Here is a 14,697-nt window from a genome sequence, read left to right on the forward strand (position 1 = left end):
GGGGCCGGGTGTCAGGCGTCCGCGCCGCCCTTGCGGCGGCGCAGCACGAGGAGCGTGCCGATGCCGGCGGCCAGCACCGCACCGCCGACCACCGCGAGGGCGGAGGTGTCGTCGCCGCCACCGCCGGTGGTGGCCAGGTTGCTGCCGCCGGACGGGCGGCCGGCGGCCTTCGCCTTGGCCTTGGCGACCGCGTCGGCGGTGGGCCGGGGCTTGGCGGCCGCGGCCTGCTGGAAGGCGGCGGCGTCGGGGAGGGTGATCTGCGCGGCGCCGCCGGTGGTGGTGGCGGGCGCGGGGGCGCCGGTGGTGGCGGTCGGGGTGGCCGACGGGGAGGGGGAGGCGGACGCCGTGGCGCCGGCCGTGGGGCTCGGGCTGCCCGTGGCGGTCGGCTTCGTGGTGGCCGTCGGGGTCGCGGTGCTCGTCGCGGTGGCGGTCGCGGTCGCGGTGGCCGACGGCGTACCGGTCGGGGTGGCCGTGGCACTCGGCGACGCCGTGGCCGTGGTCGACGGGGTGGTCGACGGGGTCGCCGTGGCCGACGGCGTACCGGTCGGCGTGCCGGTGCCGGTGGCGGTGGCCGTGGCCGTGGCCGTGGCCGACGGGCCGGCGGAGGTGGACGGGCTTGCGGAGGTGGACGGGCTTGCCGTCCCCTCGCCGGTGCCGATGACGAAGGCGCCCTTGGGCCCGAAGGCCCAGCTCGGTCCCTCGGCGGGGTCCTCGTCCGGGTCGTCGAAGAACATCGACAGCTGGGCGACGGCGTCGTCCGCGACCGCGTCGGCGGTCAGGGCCAGCTTGAACTGGAAGGTGAGCGAGTCGCCGTTCGGCAGGTAGAGCAGCTCGCCGAGGTCGAGCACCGGGGCGCGCAGCCCGGCGGTCGACGGTGTGGCGTCCCGCCAGGCGTGGGTGTCGACGTCCTGGAACTGGAGCTTGATCTGGCCCGTGGTCAGCTTGCTGTGCTCCGAGCCGAACACCATCATCGGCTCGATGATCATGTCGCGTCCGGACGTGTTGGCGACCTCGGCGGAGAAGGCGACGGCCGGGGCGCCCGCGACGACCCGGGCCGGGAAGTTCTTGAAGGTCAGCACCGGCGGCGCCTGCGGGCCGGAGGCGGCCCGTGCGGCGGCGACGGCGGCGGTGCCCGCCGCCGGGGCGGCCTGAGCGGCGGGGGCGGCGGCGATGACGGAGGCCGAGGCCAGGGCGGCGACGGCGGGTATCGCGAGACCGCGACGGAGCTTCATCGGTGGACCTCATCGGGAGACCGGGCCGGCGGGCCCGGAGGCGGGGACCCGGACGGCGGACGGGGGCGTCGGCGGTCCGGAGGACGGTTCGGAAGCAGACGGTAGCGGTTCGCGGGAAGCCTCCCGGGAGCGGGTCACCGGCGGCGGGCCCGGCGCCGGCGACCTGTCGGCGGCAAAGATGATCACATCGGGACAGACCGGGCCCGGCCACGGGTGCGGCCGGGGATGTGGCACGGTAGCGGGGGCGCCCGACGGTCGGTGCGCCGCCGTACGGACCGAAGGGCTTGATTCGCGCATGGGCTCGCACGCCACTCTCACCGTCGCCACTCCCGAGCGGATGGGCCGGCTCGGCCGGGAGCTGGCCGCACTCCTGCGGCCGGGGGACCTGGTGCTGCTCTCGGGCGAGCTGGGGGCCGGGAAGACCACGCTGACCCGGGGGCTGGGCGAGGGGCTCGGGGTGCGCGGAGCCGTCACCTCGCCGACCTTCGTGATCGCCCGGGTGCACCCGTCGCTGGTGGGCGGCCCGGCACTGGTGCACGTGGACGCGTACCGGCTGGGCGGGGACCTGGACGAGATGGAGGACCTCGACCTGGACGTCTCGCTGCCCGAGTCGGTGGTGGTGGTCGAGTGGGGCGAGGGCAAGGTCGAGCGGCTCTCCGAGAACCGGCTGGAGGTCCGGATCGAGCGGGCGATCGGCGCCGGCGCGGAGGCGGACGACCTGGACCCGCGCCAGGTGGTGCTGACCGGGATCGGCGGACGCTGGGACGCGGTGGAGCTGTCCGCGCTGGCCTGAAGGGGCCGGGCCCTCTCCTGCGGAAGAGAGGGCCCGGTCCGCACGGGCTTGCCGACAGCCTGTCGGGAAGATGTTGCGGGCGAGGTCCCGGGCGTGGTGGGATGGGTGCTGCGGTTAGGTGTGCCTAACTAGGGAGGCGCCATGTCGAGCACCACCCCCGTCCCGGAGCGCGCGCCGCGCGGTGCCGGGGCCGGAGAGCCCGCCCGCCGAGCCCCCGGGGAGCCGATGCGGGCCCTGCTGGCGTCCTGCGCCGCGGCGGAGGCCGTCTCCACCCCGCCCCGGCGGCGTACGGCCGCGGTCACCACGGACGCGGCGGAAGCCCCGGAACCCGCGGATCCCTCGGACGCCGTCGTGCGGGCGGACACCGGCGCGCACCACACCCGTCGCGCCGCCGCGTAGGCCGGACCCCGGACGGGGGCCGCACCCGGACGCGGTCCGGTGGGGGACGGTCAGGCGATCACGACCACCTTGGTGTCCTTGGGGGCGAAGTCCCAGAGCAGCTGACCCTCCTGCCGGCCGCTGCGGATGCCGCCGGTCTTGGCCTTCGGGTCGGCGGTCGGCGTGCCGGTGGCGCCGTCGACGGCCGCGCTGAAGCCGAACACCACGCCGTTCTGCTGGGCGAAGCGCACCACGTGCTCGATCTGCCGGCCGTCGGTGCCGGTGGTGGTCGGGGTCCGGCTGTAGACCAGGTAGCTGCCGGGGGTCGGCTCGACCGTGCCCGGGGTGACCGGGAAGGCGGCCACCAGCTGGGGGGTCTTCTTCGGGTCGACCAGCCAGACGTAGTGGCCGCTGACCGAGTAGACGACCCGCAGCCCGGTGCCCGCGCCGGTGGTGGGCAGCGCCGGGACGGTCGGTGTGGGCGAGGCGGTCGGGGTGGCCGAGGCGACCGGCCCGCTGGACGAGGCCGCGACGCTCGTGCTCGGACCGGCGGCGACCGCCCGGTCCTGCGCGCCGTTGGCCTGGAAGGCCAGCAGGCTCACCACTGCCAGGGCCCCCAGGGTCAACCCCGTGACCACCACTCCAGGACCCATCTTCGCCACGTGTGCTCCCACCGCCGTCCCAAAACCGTCGGCCCCATCGTGCCAGGTTCGTCCGGCCGGTCCGCATCGTGCCGGACGTGTGTTCCGGACCGGCGCGGGTTTTCGATCGGGCGGAGCAGATGATCGGAGCAGATGACCGCGGCGCGGCGGGGGCGGCGCCCCGGGGCGGGCGGCCCGACCGGTCACCCGCCGACCGGTCTAACCTTGACCCGTGCTGCTGCTCGCGTTCGACACCGCTACCCCCGCCGTCACCGCCGCCGTCCACGACGGCACCGCGGTCCTCGCCCAGACCGACCAGGTCGACGCCAGACGTCACGGCGAACTCCTGCTGCCCACCATCGACCAGGTACTGCGGGCGGCCGGTGTCGACAAGCACCGGCTGACCGGCATCGCCGTGGGCGTCGGCCCGGGCCCGTACACCGGGCTGCGGGTCGGTCTGGTGACCGCCGCCGCGCTCGGGCACGCGCTCGGCCTCCCGGTGCACGGCGTCTGCACCCTGGACGCGATCGCCCACCGGGCCCGCGCCGAGGGGCTGGCGGGCGAACCGTTCACGGTCGCCACCGACGCGCGCCGCAAGGAGGTCTACTGGGCCTCGTACGACGCCGAGGGCCGCCGTACCGAGGGCCCGGCGGTGGACCGCCCGGCCGAGCTGACCCCGCTGCCGCGGTCCGTCGGCGCCGGTGCGCTGCTCTACCCGGACGCCTTCCCCGGCGCGCAGGGACCCGAGCACGTCTCGGCCGGTGCGCTCGCCGACTTCGCCGTCGCCGAGCTGGCCGCCGGCCGCGAGCTGCTGCCGAACGCCCCGCTCTACCTGCGCCGGCCGGACGCGCAGGTGCCGGCCGGCTACAAGGCGGTGCTCCCGGCGTGACCGGCCCGAGTACCACCGGCCCCGCTCCGGCCGTCCCGGCCGCGGACGCCCCCGGGGCCGTCACCCTGCGCCCGATGCGCTGGTGGGACATCGCCCCGGTGATGGAGCTGGAGCTGGAGCTCTTCCCCGAGGACGCCTGGTCCACCGGGATGTACTGGTCCGAGCTGGCCGAGACCCACCCCGGCGGCACCCGCCACTACACCGTCGCCGCCACCCCGGACGGCGCCGTCGTCGGCTACGCCGGACTGATGGCGGTGGCCGGCGAGGGCGACGTGCAGACCATCGCCGTCGACGGGCGCCGGCAGGGGACCGGCCTCGGTACGGCCCTGCTCACCGACCTGGTCCGGGAGGCGGTCCGACGCGGGTGCGTCGAGCTGCTGCTGGAGGTCCGGGTGGACAACCCGCGCGCCCAGCGGCTGTACGAGCGCTTCGGCTTCGAACCGGTCGGCATCCGGCGCGGCTACTACCAGCCCGCCAACGTCGACGCCCTGGTGATGCGCCTCGACCTCGCCGACCGCGACGACCCGGCCGACCTCGACGACCTCCTCGACGGCGACGCGCCCGAGGGGGACGAGCTTCCCGACGGCGACGACCCCGACGACCCCGACGGCCCCGACGGCCCTGAGGGCCCCGACGGCCTCGACGAATCCGCGGACCTCCCGCGACCGGATGTGAAGAAGGACACCCGCCATGGCTGACGAACCGCTCGTCCTCGGTATCGAGACCTCCTGCGACGAGACCGGCGTCGGCATCGTGCGCGGCACCACCCTGCTCGCCGACGCGGTCGCCTCCAGCGTCAACGACCACGCCCGGTTCGGCGGCGTCGTCCCCGAGATCGCCAGCCGCGCGCACCTGGAGGCGATGGTCCCGACCATCGAGCGCGCCCTGGAGACCGCCGGCGTCAAGGCCGGCGACCTGGACGGCATCGCCGTCACGGCCGGCCCGGGCCTGGCGGGCGCGCTGCTGGTCGGCGTGAGCGCCGCCAAGGCGTACGCGTGGGCCCTCGACAAGCCGCTCTACGGGGTCAACCACCTTGCCTCGCACATCTGCGTGGACCAGCTGGAGCACGGCCGGCTGCCGTCGCCGACGATGGCCCTGCTGGTCTCCGGCGGGCACTCCTCGCTGCTGCTCAGCGCGGACATCACCAGTGACGTCCGCCCGCTCGGCGCGACCATCGACGACGCGGCCGGCGAGGCCTTCGACAAGGTCGCCCGGGTGCTCGGACTGGGCTTCCCCGGCGGCCCGGTGGTGGACCGCAGGGCCCGCGAGGGTGACCCCGGGGCGATCGCCTTCCCGCGCGGCCTGACCGGCCCCAGGGACCCGGAGTACGACTTCTCCTTCTCCGGGCTGAAGACCGCCGTCGCCCGCTGGGTCGAGGCGAAGCGCCGGGCCGGGGAGGAGGTGCCGGTCGCGGACGTCGCGGCGTCCTTCCAGGAGGCCGTCACCGACGTGCTGACCCGCAAGGCGGTCAAGGCGTGCAAGGACAGCGGCGTCGACCACCTGATGATCGGCGGCGGCGTGGCGGCGAACTCGCGGCTGCGCGAGATGGCCCAGCAGCGCTGCGACAAGGCCGGTATCCGGCTCCGGGTGCCGCGGCCGGGCCTGTGCACCGACAACGGCGCGATGGTCGCCGCGCTCGGCGCCGAGATGGTCTGGCGCAACCGCGCGCCGTCCTCCCTCGCCCTGTCGGCCGACTCCTCGCTGCCGGTCACCGAGGTCCACGTGCCGGACGCCGCAGCCGTGCACGGCGACGTCCACGGCCAGGCGTACGACGCGCTGACCGGGCAGCAGAAGTGACCACCACCGCCGCGATGTGGGAGGCCCGGGCGGCCGACGGACGCGCCGCCGAGCTCTCCGCCTGGGTGCGCGAGGTCGCGTTGCCCGCGCTGCGCGGTACGGCCGGGCTGGTCCGCACCGAGCTGTTCGCCGCTCCGGGCGAGCGCGTGCTGCTGATCACCTGGTGGACGGGCGAGCCGGTGCCGGTGGTCGAGCCGCCCGCCGGGCTGCTGGGCCGTCCGGTCCACCGGTGGTCCTTCACCAGCGAGCACGTGGAGTAGCCCCCGCCCCGCCCCGTCCGACCCCGCCCCGCCCCGCGCCGCCCGACCCCGCGCCGTCCGACCCCGCCGCCCGACCCGCCTCCACCCCCGCCGATCGGCTGCTCGAAGGCCCGACCGGGAACCGAACACGTGACCGTTACCGTGCAAGGCGATGAGATCGCTGGACGGGACCGGGGAGCACGGCGCGGTGAAGAGGCACGGGCGGGGCAGGACGACGACGTACGCGGTGGGGGCGATGGCGCTGCTGACCGCCGTCTCCGGGTGCGGCAGCGACGGCGGGACCGGCGGCCCGCCCGCCGCGGCGGTCTCCACCCCGGCCGACCGGGGCGCCGCCGCCTCCTCGGCCGCGCCGCAGCAGCCCGTGACGCCGCCGCCGGCCCCCGCCCCGGTTCCCGCCGCCGCCGGGGATCCGGCCGCCTGGGCGAAGTGGAACCTCAAGCCGCTGCCGCCCGCGCCGCCGGCGCCGGCCGACAAGCCGGTGAAGCTCCGGCGGAGCGGGCCCGTCCCGGTGTTCAGCGAGGTGCGGACCACCGACAAGGTCGTCTTCGTCACCATCGACGACGGCGCCGAGAAGGACCCGCGGTTCGTCGAGATGCTGACCGACCTCAAGGTGCCCGTCTCGATGTTCCTGACCCGCGACATCGTCAAGGACGACTACGGCTACTTCAAGCGGCTCCAGGCGCTCGGCAACCACGTCCACAACCACACCGTGGGCCACGCCCAGTTGAGCAAGGTCACGCCGGAGAAACAGCGGTCCGAGATCTGCGACGCCCAGACCGCCTTCACCCAGCAGTACGGCACCGCCCCGCTGCTCTTCCGTCCGCCGTACGGCGGCGGCGCCCACACGGCGGCGCTCAACGACGCGGTGCAGCAGTGCGGACCGAGGGCCGTCGTGCTCTGGCGGGAGTCGATGCAGATCCACGACATGCAGTACCAGGCGGCGGACAAGAAGCTCCGGCCCGGTGACATCGTCCTGGCCCACTTCCGGGGCCCGAAGGACCTCAAGGGCGAGACGATGACGCAGATGTTCGGCGAGATGCTGGCCCGGATCCAGGAGCAGGGCTTCGCGGTGGCCCGGCTGGAGGACTACATCGAGTCGCCCGCCGCCTGAGCGTCGGCCCGGACTGGCTGTCCGAGCATCATCAGCGGCCCGTTGTCGGTCCGGCTGAGGATCACCGTGACGGAGTTCGGGCCTGACGGCTTCAGCTGGCGGCGCAGCTCCTCCGGGGTGATCGCCATTCCGCGCTTCTTGATCACCACCGTGCCGACGCCCCGCTCGCGCAGCAGCGCCTTCAGCTTCTTGATGTGGAACGGCAGCACGTCGGTCAGCTCGAAGGCGTGCGCGTACGGGGTGGCGACCAGCTCGTCCGAGGTGACGTAGGCGATCTTCGGGTCGATCAGCCGGCCGTTCACCTGCCCGGCCACCTCGGCGACCAGGTGGGCCCGGATCACCGCGCCGTCCGGCTCGTACAGGTAGCGGCCGACCGGGCCGGCCGGCGGGTCGGGCAGGTCGCCGCCGGTCAGGCTCGTCCGACCGGGGAGCAGGGTGGCGCGGTGCGGGCCGGCGGCCCCGGTGCCGAACCAGAGCACCGCCTCCTTGACGTCGCCGTGGTCGGAGACCCACTCGGCCTCGGCGTCGGCCGGCACCGCCTCGTGCGGGATGCCCGGTGCCACCTTGAGCGCGCCGATCGGGGTGCGCCGGCCGGCCCCGATCGCCCAGGAGAGCGGCGGGGCGTACGCCTCGGGGTCGAAGACCCGGCCGCGCGCGGTGCGCCGGGCCGGGTCGGTGAAGACCGCGTCGTAGCCGGTGACGTCGATGTCGGCGACGTCCGCGCAGCGCACCTCGACCAGGTCGGTCAGGCCCAGTGCGGCCGCGTTGGCCGCAGTGGCCGCGCAGGCGGCCGGGTCCCGGTCGACGGCGAGGACCTCGATCCCCGCCCGGGCCAGTGCCAGCACGTCGCCGCCGACCCCGCAGCAGAGGTCGGCCAGCCGCCGCACGCCGAGGTCCGCGAAGCGGTGGGCCCGCCACTCGGCGACGCTGCGCCGGGTGGACTGCTCGACGCCGTCGGGCGTGAAGTACATGAGATCGGCGTCCGCACCGAACTTGGCCCGCGCCCGCTGCCGGAGCCGGGCCTGCCCGAAGGCGGCGGACACCAGCTCGGCGGGGTGCTCCCTGCGCAGCCGGGTGGCCAGCGCCAGCTCCTCCTCCGGCGCGAACTCGCGCAGTTCGGCGAGCAGGGCCTGGCCCCGGTCGGTCAGCAGGGGCTGCAGGTTGTCGGTCTCCACGGGCCCATTCTCCCCGGTCGGTGCGCCGGGACGGGCCGGTGCGTCCGGAGGTCTCGATCACGGGACGCGTGTGCGGTCGGGGGAACGACCCGAACGCGAGTGCGGCTACTCGCCCGTATCCCGGGGTCCGGGGGCGCGCCGTTGGCACTCTGGTTGACTGAGTGCTAACCGCGGCCTATGGTCATGCCTAGCACTCTCCACGGGGGGAGTGCTAACGCGAAGAGGCGTTTCTGACCCCCGCGACGGCAGATCCGCAGGTTCGCCCCTACCCGTTAGTAAGCCCCGTAATCTCCGAAGGGGAGCTCGGACGTGACCACCAGCAGCAAGGTTGCCATCAAGCCGCTCGAGGACCGCATCGTGGTCCAGCCGCTCGACGCCGAGACCACCACGGCCTCCGGCCTGGTTATCCCGGACACGGCCAAGGAGAAGCCCCAGGAGGGCGTCGTCCTGGCTGTCGGCCCGGGTCGCTTCGAGGACGGCCAGCGTCTGCCGCTCGACGTCGCCGTCGGTGACATCGTCCTGTACTCGAAGTACGGCGGCACCGAGGTGAAGTACCAGGGCGAGGAGTACCTCGTCCTCTCGGCTCGCGACGTTCTCGCCATCATCGAGAAGTAAGCAGCACCGAGAAGTAAGACGTCCCGACCCGCCCCGGATCCGTGTCCCTAGTGACAGGGGCCCGGGGCGTGGTTGTTGGTTCACGTAGTCGAGCGGCCGCGACGGCCGCAGCCCCGAGGGAATAGGGAACATGGCGAAGATCCTGCAGTTCAACGAGGACGCGCGCCGCTCGCTGGAGCGCGGTGTCAACAAGCTGGCCGACACCGTCAAGGTGACCATCGGCCCCAAGGGCCGCAACGTCGTCATCGACAAGAAGTTCGGTGCTCCGACCATCACCAACGACGGTGTCACCATCGCCCGCGAGGTCGAGCTCGACGACCCGTACGAGAACCTTGGCGCGCAGCTCGTCAAGGAGGTCGCCACCAAGACCAACGACGTCGCGGGTGACGGCACCACCACCGCCACCGTGCTGGCCCAGGCCCTGGTGAACGAGGGTCTGCGCAACGTCGCCGCCGGTGCCGGCCCGGCCGCCCTGAAGAAGGGCATCGACAAGGCCGTCGCCGCCGTCTCCGAGCACCTGCTGTCCATCGCCCGCGAGATCGAGGGCAAGGACGACGTCGCCGCCGTCGCGACCCTCTCCGCGCAGGACACCCAGGTCGGCGAGCTCATCGCCGAGGCGATCGACAAGGTCGGCAAGGACGGTGTCATCACCGTCGAGGAGTCGAACACCTTCGGCGTGGAGCTGGACTTCACCGAGGGCATGCAGTTCGACAAGGGCTACCTGTCGCCGTACTTCGTCACCGACGCGGAGCGGCAGGAGGCGGTCCTGGAGGACCCGTACATCCTGATCAACCAGGGCAAGATCTCCTCCATCCAGGAGCTCCTGCCGCTGCTGGAGAAGGTCGTGCAGGGCGGTACCTCCCGCCCGCTGCTGATCATCGCCGAGGACGTCGACGGCGAGGCGCTGTCGACCCTCCTGGTGAACAAGATCCGCGGCATCTTCAACGCCGTGGCCGTCAAGGCCCCGGGCTTCGGTGACCGCCGCAAGGCGATCCTGGGCGACCTCGCCACCCTGACCGGTGGCACCGTGATCTCCGAGGAGGTCGGCCTCAAGCTCGACCAGGCCGGTCTGGACGTGCTGGGCAGCGCCCGCCGCGTGACCATCACCAAGGACGAGACCACCATCGTCGACGGTGCCGGCGACAGCGAGGCCGTGGCCGGCCGCGTCGCCCAGATCAAGGGCGAGATCGCCAACACCGACTCGGACTGGGACCGCGAGAAGCTGCAGGAGCGCCTGGCCAAGCTGGCCGGCGGCGTCTGCGTCATCCGTGTCGGTGCCGCCACCGAGGTGGAGCTGAAGGAGCGCAAGCACCGCCTGGAGGACGCCATCTCGGCGACCCGTGCCGCGGTCGAGGAGGGCATCGTCGCCGGTGGTGGCGCCTCCCTCGTCCACGCCGCCAAGGTGCTGAACGACGGCCTGGGCCTGACGGGCGACGAGGCGACCGGTGTCGCGGTCGTCCGCAAGGCGCTGCACGAGCCGCTGCGCTGGATCGCCCAGAACGCCGGCCTGGAGGGTTACGTCATCACCTCCAAGGTCTCCGAGCTGGAGCCGGGCCAGGGCTACAACGCCGCCACGGGCGAGTACGGCGACCTGATCAAGGCCGGCGTCATCGACCCGGTCAAGGTCACCCGTTCCGCCCTGGAGAACGCCGCCTCGATCGCCTCCCTGCTGCTCACCACCGAGACCCTCGTGGTGGAGAAGAAGGAGGAGGAGGCCGACGCCGGTCACTCGCACGGCGGCCACGGCCACTCCCACTGACACCCGTTCAGTGACCGGAGGCCCGGTCCGCGCCCCTCGGGGGCGCGGCCGGGCCTCCGGCGTGTCGGCCGCGGTACGCCGCTGACGGGCCGCCCCGAGGTGCGGCGTCCGGCGCGCACCGCGCCGGTGGGCGAGTTTTACTCTTCAACTATCATCTGAATTTTGCAGATAGCAAAGATTTACTTATATCTTTGAGGCATGATCGAGGCCCGCCACCTGCGCGTCCTGCGTGCCGTCGCCCGCACCGGATCCTTCTCCGCCGCCGCCCGCGAGCTGGGGTGTACGCAACCCGCCATCAGCCAGCAGATGAAGGCCCTGGAGAAGTCCGTGGACACCCCGCTGGTGGTCCGTTCGGGTCGCGGGATGCAGCTGAGCGAGGCCGGACGGGTGCTGCTCAAGCATGCCACCGGGATCCTCGCCGGGCTCTCCGCCGCCGAGGAGGAGGTGGCGGCGATCGCCGGACTGCGGGCCGGACGGGTGCGCCTGGTCTCCTTCCCGACCGCGAGTTCCACTCTGGTGCCGCCTGCCGTCGCCCGGCTGCGGGACAGCCATCCGGGGGTCCGCGTGTCGCTGGTCGACGCGGAGCCTCCGGAGTCGCTGGCGATGCTGCGCGGCGGCGAGTGCGAGGTCGCGCTGGCCTTCCGCTACCCCCAGGCGTCCGGCGCCGCCGCGCCGGCGCCCGCGCACGGCACGCCCCGCGAGGCGCGAGCCGAGGCCAACCTGGAGGCCCAGCAGCTCAGCGCCGGCACCGACTGGTCCGACCTGGTGGTCACCCCGCTGCTGGACGACCCGCTGGTCGGCCTGCTGCCCGCCGGACACCGGCTGGCCGGGCGCGGCGGGCCCGTGGAGCTGGCCGAGCTGGCCTCCGAGCAGTGGATCGCCGGCTGCCCGCAGTGCCGCGGGCACCTGGTGGAGCTCTGCGCCGGGGCCGGGTTCGAGCCCAGGATCGACTTCGCGACCGACGACTACCCCGCGGTGGTCGGCCTGGTCGCCGCCGGGCTCGGGGTGGCGGTGCTGCCGGGGCTGGCGCTGCAGTCGGTGCGCCCGGACGGGGTCGTGACGGTGGCGGTGCACGCCGCCACGGGAGCGCCGGCGGTGCGGCAGGTGGTGGCGCTGACCCTCCCGGACCTCGCCGAGGTGCCGGCGGTGGCGCTGATGCTGGAGCGGCTGGCGGGCGCGGGCCCCGGGCGCTGACCGGGACCGGGCCGACCGTGGCCGGGCGGCACCGGCCGGACCGGCCGTGTCCGGACCGGCCGTCCGTCGCCCGCGGCCGGGCCGTGACCGCCCCGGGCCGACCGGGCGTGGGCCGACCGGGCGCAGGCCGGGAAGGCGCCGGGCCCTGACGTGCGCCACCGCGAGAAGAAACGTTTCTTCTCGGTGCGGCGGACACGGACGGTTACGACAGGTACCGCTGGGCCCCGCCCGGTGCGACGAGCGGCACCTCCACCAGGCGGTTGCGCGAGCGGCCCATCATCTCCTCGCGCTCGTCCTCGGTCAGGCCGCCCCAGACGCCGTACGGTTCGCGGACCGCCAGCGCGTGCGCGGCGCACTCGGTGCGCACGGGGCAGCGCATGCAGACCTCCTTGGCGCTCGCCTCGCGTGAGCTCCGCGCGGCGCCGCGCTCTCCTTCGGGGTGGAAGAAGAGCGAACTGTCCACGCCGCGGCAGGCCGCGGAGAGCTGCCAGTCCCAGAGGTCCGCATTGGGGCCGGGGAGGCGGGAGAAATCTGCCATGACTCATTCCCTTCAGAGGCTCGTCGACCGCGCGCCGGCTGCCAGCGGATTGCACTGGGCGGTACGGCGGGGCGCGTCCGGCGCCGGTGTGGACACCTGGAAATATGACTTACGGCAACTCCATGGACAAGTCACCCACAGAGTGGCACAACAGTCAATGACCATACAAAAGCTATAAAAACGGGCAAAGTGGGCATGCCCGGCGGTGCGGCGATCGCCCGGCGCGAACGTGGCAATCGGGTGGCCGACGGGCGCGCGGGGGCCCGAATCGGTGTGCGGGTCGTGCGCCCACCGCGCCCGAGCTGCGCAAAAGAGCGGCGTGTGCCCCGCGATGCGGCTGATCGGTAACGGGTCGGCCACGTACAGTGGTGGAGATGGCCCTGAAGGCCGTAACTCATTCGAGTGACGGTCGTTGGAAGTGCGGAGGCGGTTAGCGGGCGCCGGACGTCGGGAACGATCGCGGAGATTCACAGGCGATCAGCACGGAGTCTGTCGCCGATCGGCCGTGTCGGAGAGGTTCGTACCAGCCAGGAGGCTCAACGTGACGCGGATCAGCTGCGGAGGACGACGGTCATGACTTCCGTTCTCGTTTGCGACGATTCCCCGCTCGCCCGCGAGGCGCTTCGCCGCGCGGTCGCGACCGTACCCGGTGTCGACCGGGTCACCACCGCGACGAACGGGGAGGAGGTCCTCCGCCGCTGGGTGGCCGACCGCTCCGATCTCGTCCTGATGGACGTCCGGATGCCCGGCCTCGGCGGGGTGGAGACGGTCCGGCGGCTGCTGTCGGCGGACCCGGGCGCCCGGATCATCATGCTCACCGTCGCCGAGGACCTCGACGGCGTCGCCCTCGCGGTGGCCGCGGGCGCGCGGGGGTACCTGCACAAGGACGCCTCGCGCGCCGAACTGCGGGCCACCGTCACCCAGGCCCTCGCCGACCCGACCTGGCGGCTCGCCCCGCGGCGGCTGCGCAGCCCCGACATGGGCGCCGCGCCGACCCTGACGGCGCGTGAGATCCAGGTGCTCGAAGGCATGAGCCACGGCCGCAGCAACGCCGAGATCGGCCGCGAGCTGTTCCTCTCCGAGGACACCGTCAAGACCCACGCCCGACGCCTGTTCAAGAAGCTCGGCGCCTCGGACCGTGCGCACGCGGTGGCCCTGGGCTTCCGCTGGGGTCTGGTCCGCTGACCGCCGGCGGCTCCGCCGGTCCCGGAACGCTGCTCACGATTCCCTGTGCAGGGGCGTGTGACGTTACGGTCCCGAGGTTGCACCATGGAGGAGTGGAGCACCTCGGGGACCAGCGGACAGGAACTGCGGCGAACCACACGGCCGCAGGAGACTCGGCGGACGGCGCGGCGGACGGGACCACCGACGCCGGCGGGGCGGGAGGCGGCACGGTGCAGGAGGGGCCGGTGGTGCGTGCCGGTGCGGCACCGCATAACGTTCCGGTGCACAACTCCGGACGCGGTGCCGCGTTTTCCCGCGCGACCAGGCACCATGGACCGATGCGCGACGACGTGACCGGGGCTCCCGGCGAGGCGGACCCGGTGGAGGCCGAGCCCTCCGTGTCCGGGCCCGACGCGGCGTACGCGGAATCCGCCGGCTCCGGGGCCCCCGGCTCCGCCGGAGCCGGTGCCGAACGCGAAGCCGGTGCCGAGCGCGAAGCGGAGCCGCACGAGCCCGCCCGGCCCGTCGCGCCCGCCGCCCGCCCGCCCGTCCTCGGCACGGGCAGCTCCCCGCTCGTCGGCGAACTGGTCGCGGCCGCCGTCCGCGGCGAGGGCCCGGCGATCGACGCGCTGCTCGCCTACGTCCACCCGCTGGCCCTGCGGTACTGCCGCGGCCGGCTGGTCCGGCTGCCCGGCGGCGCCCGGCACCACGTGGACGACATCGCCCAGGAGGTCTGTGTGGCGGTGCTCTGCGCGCTGCCCCGGTACAAGGACCAGGGGCGCCCGTTCGAGGCCTTCGTCTACGGGATCGCCGCGCACAAGATCGCCGATCTGCAGCGGGCCGCGATGCGCGGGCCCGGCTCGACCGTGATCCCGCAGGACGACCTGCCGGAGGTTCCGGACGACGCGCTCGGCCCGGAGGAGCGGGCGCTGGCCAGCAGCGACGCGGCCTGGGCCAAGGAACTGCTCTCCAACCTGCCGGCCCGGCAGCGCGAGCTGGTGCTGCTGCGGGTGGCCGCCGGACTCTCGGCGGAGGAGACCGGCGAGGTGCTCGGGATGTCGCCGGGGGCCGTCCGGGTCGCCCAGCACCGGGCGCTCAGCCGGCTGCGGGCGCTCGCCGAGGAGTCCTCCTAGGGCTTGCCCGATGCCGGG

Annotated in this window: 16 protein-coding genes; 12 read left to right on the forward strand and 4 right to left on the reverse strand. The window is 74.0% G+C overall.

Going from position 1 to position 14,697, the window contains the following annotated elements; genetic code table 11:
* Positions 1-11: 11 nt before the first annotated feature.
* Positions 12-1,232, reverse strand: a complete 1,221-nt coding sequence (locus ABZY91_RS22235) for a hypothetical protein (protein WP_355404690.1) — start codon at positions 1,230-1,232, stop codon at positions 12-14.
* A 295-nt stretch (positions 1,233-1,527) separates the two neighbouring features.
* On the opposite strand from ABZY91_RS22235, the gene tsaE reads away from it, so the two are divergent.
* Positions 1,528-2,025 carry a tRNA (adenosine(37)-N6)-threonylcarbamoyltransferase complex ATPase subunit type 1 TsaE gene (tsaE, locus tag ABZY91_RS22240; protein WP_329950404.1) on the forward strand — a complete coding sequence of 166 codons (498 nt, stop codon included), beginning with the start codon at positions 1,528-1,530 and terminating at the stop codon, positions 2,023-2,025.
* A 141-nt stretch (positions 2,026-2,166) separates the two neighbouring features.
* Entirely contained in the window at positions 2,167-2,424 is a 258-nt protein-coding gene (locus ABZY91_RS22245; protein ID WP_329885363.1) for a hypothetical protein, read from the forward strand.
* 50 nt (positions 2,425-2,474) lie between these two features.
* Here ABZY91_RS22245 and ABZY91_RS22250 read toward each other — a convergent pair whose 3' ends face one another.
* Positions 2,475-3,056 carry a hypothetical protein gene (locus ABZY91_RS22250; RefSeq protein WP_329885733.1) on the reverse strand — a complete coding sequence of 194 codons (582 nt, stop codon included), beginning with the start codon at positions 3,054-3,056 and terminating at the stop codon, positions 2,475-2,477.
* A 220-nt stretch (positions 3,057-3,276) separates the two neighbouring features.
* On the opposite strand from ABZY91_RS22250, the gene tsaB reads away from it, so the two are divergent.
* From tsaB to ABZY91_RS22275, 5 genes are all read left to right on the forward strand, one after another.
* Positions 3,277-3,933: a tRNA (adenosine(37)-N6)-threonylcarbamoyltransferase complex dimerization subunit type 1 TsaB gene (tsaB, locus tag ABZY91_RS22255; protein WP_329885362.1), complete on the forward strand. Its 657-nt coding sequence runs from the start codon at positions 3,277-3,279 to the stop codon at positions 3,931-3,933.
* 74 nt (positions 3,934-4,007) lie between these two features.
* A complete protein-coding gene (gene rimI, locus ABZY91_RS22260; RefSeq protein WP_355404729.1) occupies positions 4,008-4,631 on the forward strand; it encodes a ribosomal protein S18-alanine N-acetyltransferase in 624 nt (207 codons plus the stop codon).
* Positions 4,624-5,730 (forward strand): tRNA (adenosine(37)-N6)-threonylcarbamoyltransferase complex transferase subunit TsaD, encoded by a 1,107-nt coding sequence (gene tsaD, locus ABZY91_RS22265; protein ID WP_329885361.1) that lies wholly within the window; start codon positions 4,624-4,626, stop codon positions 5,728-5,730. The genes rimI and tsaD overlap by 8 nt, the downstream gene beginning before the upstream one ends.
* Before the next feature lie 14 nt (positions 5,731-5,744).
* Complete coding sequence (locus ABZY91_RS22270) at positions 5,745-5,990, forward strand: hypothetical protein (RefSeq protein ID WP_329950427.1); 246 nt, start codon at positions 5,745-5,747, stop codon at positions 5,988-5,990.
* A gap of 151 nt (positions 5,991-6,141) precedes the next feature.
* Positions 6,142-7,101 (forward strand): polysaccharide deacetylase family protein, encoded by a 960-nt coding sequence (locus tag ABZY91_RS22275; protein ID WP_355404693.1) that lies wholly within the window; start codon positions 6,142-6,144, stop codon positions 7,099-7,101.
* Here the strand turns inward: ABZY91_RS22275 and ABZY91_RS22280 are convergent.
* A complete protein-coding gene (locus ABZY91_RS22280; protein ID WP_329950406.1) occupies positions 7,077-8,276 on the reverse strand; it encodes a methyltransferase domain-containing protein in 1,200 nt (399 codons plus the stop codon). The two genes, ABZY91_RS22275 and ABZY91_RS22280, sit on opposite strands and share 25 nt — an antisense overlap.
* A 309-nt stretch (positions 8,277-8,585) precedes the next feature.
* Here ABZY91_RS22280 and groES point away from each other — a divergent pair, with 309 nt between their 5' ends.
* The 3 genes from groES (at position 8,586) to ABZY91_RS22295 (ending at position 11,844) form a co-directional block, all read left to right on the forward strand.
* The gene (gene groES / locus ABZY91_RS22285; RefSeq protein WP_014136232.1) at positions 8,586-8,891 is read left to right on the forward strand and encodes a co-chaperone GroES; all 306 of its coding nucleotides are present in this window, start codon (positions 8,586-8,588) and stop codon (positions 8,889-8,891) included.
* Between the two features lie 130 nt (positions 8,892-9,021).
* On the forward strand, positions 9,022-10,650 hold the full coding sequence (gene groL, locus ABZY91_RS22290; protein ID WP_329885358.1) for a chaperonin GroEL: 1,629 nt from the start codon (positions 9,022-9,024) through the stop codon (positions 10,648-10,650).
* A 198-nt stretch (positions 10,651-10,848) separates the two neighbouring features.
* Positions 10,849-11,844: a LysR substrate-binding domain-containing protein gene (locus tag ABZY91_RS22295; protein ID WP_329885357.1), complete on the forward strand. Its 996-nt coding sequence runs from the start codon at positions 10,849-10,851 to the stop codon at positions 11,842-11,844.
* 202 nt (positions 11,845-12,046) lie between these two features.
* Here the strand turns inward: ABZY91_RS22295 and ABZY91_RS22300 are convergent, their stop codons facing one another.
* Positions 12,047-12,382 carry a WhiB family transcriptional regulator gene (locus ABZY91_RS22300; RefSeq protein ID WP_329885356.1) on the reverse strand — a complete coding sequence of 112 codons (336 nt, stop codon included), beginning with the start codon at positions 12,380-12,382 and terminating at the stop codon, positions 12,047-12,049.
* A 573-nt stretch (positions 12,383-12,955) separates the two neighbouring features.
* On the opposite strand from ABZY91_RS22300, the gene ABZY91_RS22305 reads away from it, so the two are divergent.
* Together ABZY91_RS22305 and shbA are read left to right on the forward strand one after the other, a co-directional pair.
* The gene (locus tag ABZY91_RS22305; RefSeq protein WP_014136228.1) at positions 12,956-13,567 is read left to right on the forward strand and encodes a response regulator transcription factor; all 612 of its coding nucleotides are present in this window, start codon (positions 12,956-12,958) and stop codon (positions 13,565-13,567) included.
* A 563-nt stretch (positions 13,568-14,130) separates the two neighbouring features.
* Positions 14,131-14,679 (forward strand): RNA polymerase sigma factor ShbA, encoded by a 549-nt coding sequence (gene shbA / locus ABZY91_RS22310; protein ID WP_329885730.1) that lies wholly within the window; start codon positions 14,131-14,133, stop codon positions 14,677-14,679.
* Positions 14,680-14,697 lie beyond the last annotated feature (18 nt).

This window comes from Kitasatospora sp. NPDC002965 (assembly GCF_040611255.1).
Taxonomy (GTDB): domain Bacteria; phylum Actinomycetota; class Actinomycetes; order Streptomycetales; family Streptomycetaceae; genus Kitasatospora.

Bases quoted from the DNA above. Each gene is read 5' to 3' on its own strand.
- ABZY91_RS22250 (WP_329885733.1), bottom strand. From the start codon at position 3,056: ATGGGTCCTGGAGTGGTGGTCACGGGGTTGACCCTGGGGGCCCTGGCA.
- groL (WP_329885358.1), top strand. From the start codon at position 9,022: ATGGCGAAGATCCTGCAGTTCAACGAGGACGCGCGCCGCTCGCTGGAG.
- tsaE (WP_329950404.1), top strand. From the start codon at position 1,528: ATGGGCTCGCACGCCACTCTCACCGTCGCCACTCCCGAGCGGATGGGC.
- rimI (WP_355404729.1), top strand. From the start codon at position 4,008: ATGCGCTGGTGGGACATCGCCCCGGTGATGGAGCTGGAGCTGGAGCTC.
- ABZY91_RS22300 (WP_329885356.1), bottom strand. From the start codon at position 12,382: ATGGCAGATTTCTCCCGCCTCCCCGGCCCCAATGCGGACCTCTGGGAC.
- ABZY91_RS22275 (WP_355404693.1), top strand. From the start codon at position 6,142: ATGAGATCGCTGGACGGGACCGGGGAGCACGGCGCGGTGAAGAGGCAC.
- ABZY91_RS22245 (WP_329885363.1), top strand. From the start codon at position 2,167: ATGTCGAGCACCACCCCCGTCCCGGAGCGCGCGCCGCGCGGTGCCGGG.
- ABZY91_RS22270 (WP_329950427.1), top strand. From the start codon at position 5,745: ATGTGGGAGGCCCGGGCGGCCGACGGACGCGCCGCCGAGCTCTCCGCC.
- ABZY91_RS22305 (WP_014136228.1), top strand. From the start codon at position 12,956: ATGACTTCCGTTCTCGTTTGCGACGATTCCCCGCTCGCCCGCGAGGCG.
- tsaD (WP_329885361.1), top strand. From the start codon at position 4,624: ATGGCTGACGAACCGCTCGTCCTCGGTATCGAGACCTCCTGCGACGAG.
- ABZY91_RS22295 (WP_329885357.1), top strand. From the start codon at position 10,849: ATGATCGAGGCCCGCCACCTGCGCGTCCTGCGTGCCGTCGCCCGCACC.
- ABZY91_RS22235 (WP_355404690.1), bottom strand. From the start codon at position 1,232: ATGAAGCTCCGTCGCGGTCTCGCGATACCCGCCGTCGCCGCCCTGGCC.